The following is a 12,945-nucleotide window of genomic DNA, read 5'->3' on the forward strand; positions in this document are numbered from 1 at the left end:
TTTTCTTTAGGGTAAGAGGCAAATTTGGGTAAGAGTATGACTGCTGTAAGCTGTTCCGCATTTAAATTGGATTGTTTGGAAACAGAAGAAAATTCGTCTAATTCTCTCCCCTGCCCCCCTGCCCCCCTGCTCCCCTGCAATCTTAATAAGTGATTTAAATGCGTGACAGCTTAGTAGCAATCTCCCCAAGCAAATCTTAATAAATAGGAATTATTATTTCTGGCTTAAGTAGTATTGTAATACGCTTTATTGACTATTGATTTTTAGAAAAATCTCAGGCGAGTTCCTTTAAATCCTTGAAATCACGATGCCACCAAATGTCCCGGCTTAGGTTGGTAGCCAGAATCGTCACACAACTTGCAAATCAACCCATACCTTCAAAATCTGAACTTACCCTATCCGAAACTTAACTCGAAAACTGTCACCTATTCTCAACTCCTTAACTTTTCTGTATCGACCTCAAGATTAGCTCATTCTATAAATAAGACATCATCAATAAATACTTTTGGAGCAACGACTATGCAACTCGTAAATCGCGGTGCTAACTATTCTGATACATCTTCATTGTTACAAAATAATACCCAGCTTTGCTATCGGGGTGCTAAATATTTCCCTACGATTTCATCACCCCGACACAATATCGAACTTTCTTATCGAGGTAATAAATATTGTTCCGTAGGTTCTCCAGCGATCGCACCAGTAGCAAATCAAAAGCTCTCCTATCGTGGTACTACCTACTATCATGGAGAGGCAGTTGACACTTTAAATTAGTCGCTGCCAGGTAATAAATCGCTTTTGATGAGAGTGGAAGCGATCGCTCTGGCTCAATAATTTGAGCGCTCGCTTTTTACTGGGAAAAAATCCGAATTACATACAATTAACCAAGTGCAGTGTGACAGAAATAACTATTCAAATTTTCTAACAGGGTGTATACAACTTTTAGATTAGCTAATTGCTACTGGGTGTAACCTACAATCAGATATTAGCTCAATGCTTGCTCAACTCTGTTATAAGTATTATGATCCAAACAAATATTTACACTTTATTCAGCGCGATCGTAGGCAAACAAGCCCGATCCACCGATAAAGTAAACAACATCACTCATTCACAGTCACTTTCCTTGAAAACTCATCTCTTTGATTCTTACAAAACTCGACTCTCACGGCGAATAGCTCTCTCTGTCTTTGCCAGTTTTATAGTCATTGAGGGAGTAGTTTTTATTCCTTCAGTAAACCAAAAGAGTCAGGAACTAGAAAATCAACTCAAAGAGGTGACTTCAGCAAAAATTGAGTGGATTGTGCGGACTTACCCAAATGCCTCTTCAGAAGAGTTACTAACTCGTATCCAAGCACTTCAAAATAAACCGATGTTAAAGGATTTGTTGGGAGGTGTGTTATATCGAGCTTCAGATGGTAAAGAGTTAGGCAAGTTTGGCGAACAACCCAGTTTATCCTGGGAAATGGTTAGCCAACAACAAATGCAACAAAGATGGTTTAAATTTGAGCAGCGTTATGATGCTGTTTGGTTCCCAAAAGAAATGGGAAATGATTATCTTTTGATTATTCGTCACGATGCACTCTCAATTCAACAAGAACTTTATGTCTATGTGGCTAGAGTTGTGGGAATTGTGTTACTAATTTCTGCGTTTATTACCTTTGTAACAATGAGTGTAGTGCAATCTGTGGTAATTGTGCCGATTTTAAAACTCCGAGATAGTTTGATGGAAGCATCGATCGCTCTACAACAAGATCGAATTAACCCGAAATCTTATTTAATGGCGGTAAATCGTCAGGATGAATTGGGAGAAGTGATCGCTGCTTTTAATGAGTCATTTTTGCGAAATTATGAAGAAATGAGTCGCCGCAAACAGGCGGAAGCAGAAGCGCAAACGGAACGAGACAAAGCCGAAAAATTACTGTTAAATATTTTACCAGAACCGATCGCCCAAGAATTAAAACAAGGTCGCCGTAGTATTTGTGATGGCTTTGCCGAAGTGAGTGTTTTGTTTGCTGATATTGTTGGATTTACAACTCTTTCAACCCTAATTTCTCCCAATGAGTTAGTCGCTTTATTAAATCAAATTTTCTCTACTTTTGATGATTTGAGCGATCGGCATGGATTAGAAAAAATCAAAACGATTGGCGATAATTATATGGTAGCTGGAGGTTTACCAATTCCGCGCCCCGATCATGCCGAAGCGATCGCTCAAATGGCTTTAGATATGCTCGACGCGATCGCCAAACTGGACTTTCAAGTTGAAGGCATGGAACCCCTCAGCTTGCGAATTGGCATTAATACTGGGCCTGTTATTGCTGGGGTAATTGGTAGTAAAAAATTTATCTACGATTTGTGGGGAGATGCCGTCAATACCGCCAGCCGGATGGAATCTCATAGTTTACCCGGTTGTATTCAGGTAACAGAAGCAACTTATCAATGTTTGAAAGACAAATACTTATTTGAAAAACGAGGTAAACTTACAATTAAGGGAAAGGGAGAAATGGTTACTTACTGGCTCAAAGGAAGACACCCGTAAGCTTTAGTTAGTATTACATAAAAACGATTTTGTCAAGACCAATTTTACCAATGGCTAACTGATCCACATTGATCTTTCCAGCGGAATTTTAATGGGACAAACTGAGAATCAAATGGGGATAAGATAAATCCTTCCTGAAGATTGCAAAGTAGAAAATTGAGAGTGTAAATGTGATGGTATTACAAAGCGTACAGCCGATCGAGAAAATGAATGCAAAGAGTTTAATTCCTTTTGAAATCGCGCTCAAGATTGCTGATACAGCCGTATTTGCTCAAACAGCCAGACATTTAAAAAATATTGAAGTGGCTGTTTTGCGAGGAGCTTTGCAGGGGCAGAAATACGACCAGATTGCACAAGAATATAGCTATGCTCCTGAATATATCAAGCATGATGTCGGGCCTAAGTTGTGGCAAATCCTCTCCTCTAGCTTGGGTGAGAAAGTTAGCAAAACCAACTTGATGGCAGTTTTGGCACAACGGGCAGATTGCGTAGGGCAAAGTGTGCAGAGAAATGAGAGAGAACAGGAGAAAATTGCCAAACAAGGAAACAAGCAAGCAGAGACGATTCAGGAAGAGGGGAAAAATCTCAAATCTTTTAGCCTTGCAGCCTCTAGAACTATTCATCTAAAATCCTTGGAGCCTCCTGTTGGGGTGTTACCATTGGACTCTGCGCTCTACGTGGAACGTCCTCCGGTTGAGGTTCAGTGCTATGAAGCGGTAATGCGATCGGGTACACTGGTGCGGATTCATGCACCCAGTCAGATGGGCAAAACCTCTTTGATGATCCGCATTCTGGCTCATGCAAAACAACAGGATGCTAATGTGCAGACAGTAGCATTAAATTTGCAGAAAACTGAAAAGACTATTTTTACAAATAGCGATCGCTTTTTGCGCTGGTTTTGTGCCGCACTTACCCGTAAACTTCAGCTACCGTATCAGGTCGATCAATACTGGAATAATACATTCAACAGCCAAGAAAACTGCACAAGCTATTTTGAAAACTGCATATTACCAGAAATCAATGGGGTTTTGGTTTTGGCATTAGATCAAGTAGATGAGATCTCTCGTCACCCGCAAATAGGTGATGATTTCTTTCCATTACTCAGGTCTTGGTATGAAAGCAGCGGGAATCCACAATGGAAAAAGTTGCGATCGATTGTTATCCATTCTTCAGAAGATTCTGTGCTTTTAGATATTAATAAATCAATTTTGAATGTAGGATTGGCGATCGAGTTAAAAGAATTTACAGCCAATCAATTATTTAACCTAGCCCAAAATTATGGGCTAAATTTATCCAATACCGAATTGGATAAATTAATGCAACTTGTAGCTGGTCATCCTTTTTTAGTGCAGCAAGTATTCTATTACTTAGTAACTCAAGATCTAACTTTAGAATCACTTCAAATTATGCCATAATTACCTTAATACAACAATTACTGCGTTACTTATTTATAGACTAATTTGAAGAGCATAGAGATGAAGGTTAAAACCAAGATAGTGGAGATTCTGCGATCGCGTGGCGATCGACAGTATGGTGGAGAAGCGGTCAGTCAACTAGAACACGCTTTACAATGTGCTACTTTGGCAAGAGATTGTGGAGCAAGTAATGAACTAGTGATAGCCTGCTTGCTTCATGATTTTGGGCATTTGGTACACTCTTTAGGAGAAGATGGGTTGCAAACTGGACTTGACGATCGCCATGAATATCGCGTAATTCCTTGGTTACGTCCTTTGTATTCAGAGGCAGTTACCGAACCTATTCGCCTCCATGTTCAAGCTAAACGCTACCTTTGTGCTGTTGAGCCGTCCTATTTCGCCAGTTTATCACCTGCTTCGCAACAGAGTTTAATCTTGCAAGGTGGTATTTATTCCCCAGAGGAAGCGGCAGCTTTTATTAGCTTACCATTTGCAGAAGATGCGGTTCAACTTCGGCGTTGGGATGAACAGGCAAAAATTCCCGGACAGGTAACGCCATCTTTGGAGGATTTTATGACTTACGCACTTTAAGCTTTATCTTTTGTCGATTGTAAGCCTAAGCTCGATTAGCGAATTTATCTAGTTTTGCCGTAAAGTTGGACAATTGCTCTTTCGGTTGAACCTGGACGAGATCGATAAATTAGGGTGACATAACGGATGGCACGATCCTGTCCTGGGAGATCGATCGCTCTTGATTCTTTGCCTTTGCCAATATATTGTCGCAAAGGGGGATTAAGAGTTACGCCATTGCGTAAAGTGACGCTCATACTGAGAATTTCAATCCCCGTTTCTTTGACTCTTAATTTGAGGAAAGCATACTGTCTTCCAGAGTTTACTGGAATTACGTCGCGATCGGTAACTAAACGAACACTTCGCTCTCCCAAAAATTCCCACCTATCTGCTAATGCTGGTGCGATCGATCCTAACAACGTCAGATTAAAAGCCAGCAAACTAACAATAATCGTTCTTTGTTTCATAAAAAACCTCTAGTTGGTAGTTGGTAATTAGTAATAGCAGGACTTACGCAACTGGCACATTCAAAAAAGTACTAGAGTACGTTGTTGCGCTTTAGCGCTAAATCTGGGGCTAAAGCCCAACAACGTACCTCAAACTTGCAACGCATTATTCATCGTCACCTTTTGGCATTTTACTCTTGTAAGAACCACCACCATCAACCCTTAGTTCAATACCTGTCACCCAACTAGCAGCGGGAGAAGTTTATTTTAAAGGGAAGTTTTTTGAGTATTTTGATAATGACGTAACCAAAACCAGGACAGAATTGCTGCTAAGAAAAGGGCGATCGCACTCATCAACATCATCTGCGTTACCCCAACTGTAAAAGCAGCCTGATAATTACCAACTAAACCTTTCAACTGCTCTTGAGGAATGGCAAATTGAGCAGAAATTGAAGGTAAATCGCTACTTAAAACCTTCTGCAATAATTCGTTTACTTTCCGAATTCGCTCTTCGTTCAATCCCGCTTTAGTGAGTTCGTCAAAATAATAATTACGCCCGAAAGTTGTCACCAAAGCAACTGTTACTGCTATTCCCATCGCATTTCCTAATTGCATGAATGCGTTATTAGTTGCTGAAGCCACACCTGCTAAATTTGGAGGTGCAGAACTTAACAAGGCATTCATTCGCGGAATATTTGCGATCGCCATCCCTGCACCTAACAACAACATCGGTATTAGCAATGTCCAAAGTGTTAAATCAGGACTAATCAACCGCGAAAACAGAAACATTGCCAAAGCAAACATTGCTGTTCCTGTAACAATCAAAGTGCGAATTTGAAAGCGATTAACTAAAGTACCAGAAATGATGTTAAAAACAAACAGCGCTAATGTTAAAGGCAGCAACATTAATGCTGATTCAACGGGAGATTTTTTCAGTAAAACTTGGAAGTAATTGGAAAGATGAAAAAAGACTCCGGTTTGAGCAAAGGAAAACAATAAAATTAGTAAAGTTCCCAGTGAAAAAGCAGGTTTTTGAAATAGGGATAATTCCAGTGCAGGCGATTCTACACGCACTTCCCACCAGATGAAAATGCCTAAAATTATCAGTCCGATCAATACTGGAATCAGCACTCCCGCACTGAAAAAACCACCAGCGCCACTTGCCTGACTAATGCCATAAATTAGGGTGAATAATCCGATCGCACAAAGTAAAATTCCTTGCCAATCTAGTTTGTGACTTCCAGCGGCTTTACTTTCCGAGACAAACCGCAACATGAGGAAAATAGTCAGAAATCCGAGTGCAATCACTAAAGTAAAGACCGATCGCCAACCAAAAGCCTGATTAAAATATTGAATTAATAGGGATGATAAACCTCCCATTATGCCTAATGTTGCGCCGTAAATTCCGATCGCTTTCGGACGTTCTTCTTTATCAAAAGTAACAGTAATAATCGCTAACGCCAAAGGATTTACCAATGCTTGACAAACCCCATCCATTGCCCGAATTCCAATCAAAGCACCAGCGCTAGATGCCAACATTGATAAAATTGCGGCTGCAACAATGCCTCCTGTACCAATTAGAATTAACCTACGTCGCCCGTAAATATCTCCTAATGTACCTCCGCCCAAAATGAATGCTGCCAGCATTAAAGTTGAAATGCTTGACATTAAACCGATCGTTGCTTGGGGTGCATTTAAGTCTTTTTGAATTGCTGGGATAATCATATTCAGAATACCTGAATCGATCGCCACCATCAGCACAGCAATAATACAGGCAAATAAAACCATCCACCGCCCGCGATCGCGTTGTGGACTCGTGATTGCAGAAGTCATAACTTTAATGTTTCAAGAAATAAGAGACAGGGAGCAGAAAACCCTGATTTTGAGAATGGAGGGCTGAGAACTGAGATTTCGATAAATCAAAGATTTATGAAGTAATCAAACTCAAGTTTCAACCTCAGTATATTCAATGGAATAGATTGGTTTACCATACTTAAATTGAGCGATGCCTTGATTCTGGGCAGCTTGCAGGGGAGTTTGCCAAATGTTAATCAATGTTGCTGCATGGGTTAGGCGATCGTCACCTTGGATCAGTTGGCTAAGTGCCTCTGTCACAGCATCTTGTTGTTGTTGCAGCGTTTGATTAATTTTGCGGCATTCGTCTGCTTCTAGCGTAAATAAATCAATGTTATCTGGTGTTAAATCTCCCAACAACTCACAGTTGGGAAAAGTCTTGAGTATCTGTGCAGATTGCAGAACAAAATCCAGAGAACCTAAATCTGCCGAAGAAGTTGCCGCCCAATCGCTTGCATCTGTTTGAATGCCGTAATATGCGCCTGTGAATGTATACACAACATTCCATCCCCAAACCTCTGACGAAGGAAGAGCAAACTGATTATCAAAATCGGATTGAGTTGGTTGTTCGTGGTGGATATAAATATCGGGATGGAGCGGCTGGATTCGTTGATAACCCCATAGCTCAATAGCTTTTTGCCGAGATGGAAAGTCGTGGGGAATGCGACTCCGAAGCAGCTTATCGGTTTCAGAACAGAGTAACTGAATGCGATCTTTGAGATTCAGCGCTTCTTCATTGGTTAAGCTGCGGTTGAGTTCCTGTTGCAGACTATCCATTACTGTCGTAGCGACATTACCATCCTGCCAAACTTGTCTCACTGTATATTCAACAAAATGGAATCTCAAACGCTCAAAGGGGTATTGCATGATTTAGCTTCCTTTTCCAACCATCTTCCGATAATACAATGCTAGGCTTACGGCTCTTTCATACTCATGATAGAGAACCGCAGCCAGCCTGTTAAAATTACGCTTCTACGCCAAAATCTGCACGTAGCTTGGCTTCCTGTTCATCGCTCAGGTTAGATTGAATTAATTCGCCTCGTTCTTCTGGGGCGAAAGCAGCTTCTACTTTATCGACTGTCACTTGACCAGTCAGCAAAAACAAGGCGGAAGTTCCTTCAGTTACTTTGCTTTTCACATCGTTGATAAAGCTGTCATCAATTCCATAATCGGTAAAATGACCGGAAATTGCACCGATCGCGGCTCCCATTGCCATTCCCAGGAAGGGTAAAAAGAAGATCAGTCCAAACAGCATTCCCCAGAATGCACCACCTAATGCTCCTGCTCCTGCTGTATTCATCGCTTGATAAGTTTTCGGACGTTTGCGACCTTGGGGCCAAGAAACGATCGCCGCATCAATAACCTGGATAAGTTGCTGTTTTTGCAAGTCTTCTAGCTTGCTCAGAGCCTTATCTGCACCGTCAGCTGTACTAAATTTCCATACCGTCAATGTTGCCATAATTTAAGTTTCCCTTCACTGAATATTGAGCCAACATAGCAATTTTTACTGATTTGCCCTTAATTGTTTAACAAACAAAAGTGACAAACTTGATGAAAAAAAGTTTCCTGAAATTGAATTAGAGCCTTGAGTACAACAGTAAGCTATCCTCAAGCAAGGTGATTGAGCGTAATGTTGCCGCCCGGTTTATTGTTACCAGTAACAGATCCAAGTGTACAAACACCTGAGCGATCGCATCGAGAGCCCAAGCAACCTGTGTTGCTGTAGTTCCAGTCAATTATCTATGTGTTCGAGTATCACCTAAATTGACGTGCGGAATGTGGGCTAAAAAATTATATAAAAATTCTAGTTTTTTTGGTAATATGAATAATCCGCCCTTTGGGGGCGGAATTTTCTTAGCCAAACAAGGTTAATTCCCGATTCTTGATTGTCAGATGTACTTGCTGGATGCAAGCATTCAACCGTTCTGCTAAAACCTGAACATGAGGCAAACGCAGGATCGTAACATGGTTGCCTGGAACACAGTGGACATCCACTGGTCGGCTAGAAAAGGCATCCCAACCCAAAGCTTTCTCTCTAAAAAATTTTGAATATTCAAGAAGTTCCGGATCGGAAATCTCAGACTCATCCACCGCAAAAACGTCACTAGAACGAAATAAACTAATGGGGACTGGATAAAACAGTTCTGGGACATAAACAGTCATACTTTCAGCCCGGTAAATTTCTAACACCTCGGACAAATAACTTGGTTCAGCATCAGGAGGTAAAAGATCGGCCATTTTCAAGGAATCTAAAACATATTGAACTTGTGCCTCTGGAGCCAAAGATCGAAGTTGTTCAGCATCCAAATTTAACTCTTTACCATAGACAGCTTTCATGGAGTAATCAAAACTTATCATCCATGAAGCAACATCCAACTTATCTAGCAGTTCCAGGTAAGACCTTGGTATTGCCGCTGGTGCTGTAGTATCAAGAATAGCCAGCAGAGCAACTTCTTCTCCGCGATCGAGCAACTGTAGTGCCATTTCATAAGCTATTTTACCACCAAAAGAATGTCCAGCCAAAAAATATGGCCCTTGGGGTTGTACTGTCTGCATTGCCTGAATGTAGCGAGTGGCTTTCTCCTCAACAGAAGTCATGGATACCAACTTCTGCTTGTCATAATTTGCTTGGAAACTGTAGAGAGGTTGGTCTTTTGGGAGACAACGGGCTAAGTTATACAAATAGAACGGATAGCCACCCGCGCCGGGAACACAAAACAAAGGTGGATGCTCACCCATCGACTGAATAGCTACCAAAGGAGAATTACTGAAAGTATCCACACCTTTTTGCAGCACAATTGCTAACTGTTCGATCGTAGGATTTTCAAACAGAGTAGTTAAAGGGATATCCTTACCAAAGTGTTCCTTAAGTTGAGCCATTAAGTAAGGAGCTAACAGAGAATGACCACCAAGGTCAAAAAAGTTATCTTTTACCCCCACCAGGTTAAGTTTGAGAATTGTTGACCAGATTTGTGAGAGCATCACTTCTACGGGGTTCCGGGGTAAAACAATGGTGTCCGAACTAGTGCGATCGGAAGGTGCGGGTAAGGCACGACGATCGACTTTACCACTCGGAGTTAAAGGCAAAGTCTCCAATAACACAAAAGCACTCGGCACCATATAATCTGGTAATTTCTCTTTCAGGTATTGCCGCAGTTCGTTGCTTGTCGGTGTCGCTGACGGTTGCGATGTGATGTATGCAACTAGGCGTTTATCTCCGGGTGTGTCTTCCCGGACGATCGCTACAACCGCTTGGACTTGAGGATGCTGCCCCAAAATTGCTTCGATTTCACCCAATTCAATGCGGAAACCTCGGATTTTCACTTGATTGTCAATCCGTCCCAAGTATTCGATGTTCCCATCCGGTAAGTAACGGGCTAAGTCTCCGGTTTTGTAAAGTCTTGGGGGTTGGGGGGTAGGTGTTAGGGGTTGGGGAAATTCTTCTTCCCTACACCCTAACACCTGACCCCTATCCCCGAAGGGATTGGTGATGAATTTTTCACTGGTTAATTCTGGTCGGTTTAGGTAGCCTCTGGCTAGGGAAACACCGCCTATGTGCAATTCTCCAGGGACTCCGATTGGTGTTGGCTTACGAGATCGATCGAGAATGTAAATTTGAGTGTTGGCTATGGGACGACCGATCGGTGGCAGTAACGACCAACTTTCTCCTGTCTGATTTACGGTAAAACTGGTAACTACATGACTTTCCGAAGGCCCATAATGATTGTACAAAGTGCAGTTACTTAGCTGATTCAACCACTGGGTAATTGCCGGAGTCATCTGTAACTGTTCCCCAGCTGTGATGATTTCCGTCAGACACACAGTTGATTGGCTTTCCATAGCTACCTCAGCTAACTGTTGTAAGCCGACAAAAGGTAGAAACAGTCTTTCTACTGCTTGTTGCGAGAGTAAATCTAATAAAGCTTTTGGTTCTCGACGCAATTGCTCGCTAATCAACAATAATGTCCCACCACTACACCAAGTAGAGAACATTTCTTGACATGAGACATCAAAGCTAATTGGCGCAAATTGTAGGGTTTTTCCTCCTTGAGCCATTGTCGAATTTTGCACTTGCCAAAGCATCAGATTCACCAAAGGTAGGTGATTCATGGCGATGCCTTTGGGTTTTCCTGTGGAACCAGAGGTATAAATTATGTATGCTAAGTTCTCCGGTTGGACATCACAAATCAGATTATCCCCACTGCACTCTTGAATCACTACCCAGTTAGTATCCAAGCAAACTAAGTGTGCTGGATGTGTAGGTAGAGACGTTGTATACAACGTCTCTACGAATTTTTGTTGTGTCAGCAACACAGGAACTTGTGAGTCTGACAACATCAAGCTTAAACGCTCAACTGGATACTCTGGATCTAGGGGAACATAAGCACCACCTGCTTTGAGAATTCCCAACACTCCCACAAGCATTTCGAGCGAACGTTCCACACATAAGCCTACGGGTATATCTGCACCCACACCTAATGAACGCAAATAATGTGCTAATTGATTGGCTTTGGCATTCAATTGGGAGTAAGTTAGTTGTTGATTCTCAAATACTACTGCTACTGCATCGGGTGTTTTCTCTACCTGTTGTTCAAATAACTGATGCAGACATTGATTAACCGGATAATCTATTTGAGTATTGTTCCATTCAATTAACTGCTGTTGTTCAGTTGCAGTTAAGATTGGTAGTTGGAAAATCAGCGCTTCTGGATGGGCGACAATTCCTTCAAGCAAGGTGACAAAATGCCCTGCAATCCGCGTAATTGTACTAGCCTCAAACAAGTCAGTATTATATTGCCAACATAGTTGCAAAACTCCCTGAGCTTCCATCACCGCTAAATTCAGATCGAAATCTGCACCGCGTTGATGTCCGAGTAAAAATGGCTCCATCTGAAGCACTTGTTCTCGACTATGTAATGAATTCTCTATTGGTTGACACCACCGATGCGATTGCCAGGTAAAAATCACTTGACACAAAGGAGGGCGACTGGGATCTCGCTCTGGAGCAAGTTTTTCTGTCAAGCGAGAAAATGGATAATCTTGATGTTTTTGAGCCTCTTTTACAGTGTTACTAACTTGAGCCAGGAGTTCTGTGAATTTAACGTTTTTTTCCAGAAAAATTCGTAAGGGAACCAGATTAACGAAGTAGCCAATAATTGCTTTAAAATCTCCACTTCTATGCCCTCTCATTGGGCTTCCTATGAGGATTTCTTCTTGGTTAGTGTAGCGATAAAGCAGCACGTAAAATGCGGTTAGCAGAATTTGATAAAGGGTTTTACCAGAAGTTTGAGCCAAATTATTGAGTTTTTCAATTAACTGCTCTTCTAACCTAAAAAGAAGCGTTTCTCCTTGATAAGTCTGTCTGGGTGGGCGGGGTTTGTCTGGGAGCAAATTCAAAATTGGCAATTCGCCAGCTAATTGTTTTTCCCAGTATTGCCAATGTTTTTCTTCCCTCTCATCCGATAGCATTTCTGACTGCCATCGAACAAAATCTATATATGATTTATTCTGGATTAAAGAGCCTTCAACACTCTCTGCTTTTTCTTGATTTGCTGATTCGATTTGGGCAGTATACAAAGCCTGAAATTCCTTCAGCAGTATATCAAAAGACCACATATCACCCGCAATGTGGTGCATTGTTAACAACAGAACATGAGCTTTTTCAGAACAAGTAAACAAATTAATCCGCAAAACGGAATCTGTTTCTAGGTTAAATGGGCGATCGGTTTCCGCAAATATCCTCTCCTTTAAATAATCTTCACTCCAGTGGGAAGCATCTATTAACTCAATACTCAATTCCTGTGCTTCATTAATTTGCTGGAGTGGTTTACCTTCATGACTAGTATATGTAGTTCGGAGAATAGGATGGCGTTCAACAATCTTATTCCATACAGTGATGAAGGCAGAAATATTTAAAGGTGAATTAATTTTGGCGGTGATAAATATATTATAGGCGACACTCTCTGGAGCTATTTGGTAGAGCAACCATAAGGCTTGTTGACCATAAGAAAGCGGATAAGTTTCTATTACTTTTGTGTTCATTTGAGTTCCTTAAAATCTTTTTTTTCCAAACTTCAACACTCGGTACATAATCCGCCCAAAAAGGGCAGAATCTTCAAAAGTCAGA

Annotated in this window: 9 protein-coding genes; 4 read left to right on the top strand and 5 right to left on the bottom strand. The window is 41.4% G+C overall.

All coding sequences use genetic code 11. The annotated features are described in order from the left end of the window. The first annotated feature begins 519 nt into the window (after positions 1–519). The 4 genes from ACE1CA_RS14250 (at position 520) to ACE1CA_RS14265 (ending at position 4,539) form a co-directional block, all read left to right on the top strand. Positions 520–771: a DUF4278 domain-containing protein gene (locus tag ACE1CA_RS14250; protein ID WP_486517869.1), complete on the top strand. Its 252-nt coding sequence runs from the start codon at positions 520–522 to the stop codon at positions 769–771. A gap of 247 nt (positions 772–1,018) precedes the next feature. Continuing rightward, positions 1,019–2,533, top strand: coding sequence for an adenylate/guanylate cyclase domain-containing protein (locus ACE1CA_RS14255; RefSeq protein ID WP_459563543.1), 1,515 nt, complete (start codon positions 1,019–1,021; stop codon positions 2,531–2,533). Positions 2,534–2,706: 173 nt separating this feature from the next. After that, a complete protein-coding gene (locus ACE1CA_RS14260) occupies positions 2,707–3,948 on the top strand; it encodes an AAA-like domain-containing protein (protein ID WP_486517977.1) in 1,242 nt (413 codons plus the stop codon). Between the two features lie 60 nt (positions 3,949–4,008). Next, positions 4,009–4,539, top strand: a complete 531-nt coding sequence (locus ACE1CA_RS14265) for a phosphonate degradation HD-domain oxygenase (RefSeq protein ID WP_413275530.1) — start codon at positions 4,009–4,011, stop codon at positions 4,537–4,539. A gap of 44 nt (positions 4,540–4,583) precedes the next feature. On the opposite strand, the gene ACE1CA_RS14270 is transcribed toward ACE1CA_RS14265, so the two are convergent. The 5 genes from ACE1CA_RS14270 to ACE1CA_RS14290 form a co-directional block, all read right to left on the bottom strand. Further along, positions 4,584–4,985, bottom strand: a complete 402-nt coding sequence (locus tag ACE1CA_RS14270) for a hypothetical protein (RefSeq protein WP_413275529.1) — start codon at positions 4,983–4,985, stop codon at positions 4,584–4,586. 246 nt (positions 4,986–5,231) lie between these two features. Further along, positions 5,232–6,797, bottom strand: a complete 1,566-nt coding sequence (locus ACE1CA_RS14275; protein ID WP_413275528.1) for an MFS transporter — start codon at positions 6,795–6,797, stop codon at positions 5,232–5,234. A gap of 111 nt (positions 6,798–6,908) precedes the next feature. Next, a complete protein-coding gene (locus ACE1CA_RS14280) occupies positions 6,909–7,685 on the bottom strand; it encodes a hypothetical protein (RefSeq protein ID WP_413275527.1) in 777 nt (258 codons plus the stop codon). A gap of 97 nt (positions 7,686–7,782) precedes the next feature. After that, entirely contained in the window at positions 7,783–8,277 is a 495-nt protein-coding gene (locus tag ACE1CA_RS14285) for a DUF1269 domain-containing protein (protein WP_413275526.1), read from the bottom strand. 395 nt (positions 8,278–8,672) lie between these two features. Continuing rightward, positions 8,673–12,860, bottom strand: coding sequence for a non-ribosomal peptide synthetase (locus ACE1CA_RS14290; RefSeq protein WP_486517871.1), 4,188 nt, complete (start codon positions 12,858–12,860; stop codon positions 8,673–8,675). Positions 12,861–12,945 lie beyond the last annotated feature (85 nt).

It is taken from the genome of Floridaenema evergladense BLCC-F167, assembly GCF_041929205.2.
Taxonomy (GTDB): Bacteria; Cyanobacteriota; Cyanobacteriia; order Cyanobacteriales; family Aerosakkonemataceae; genus Floridanema; species Floridanema evergladense.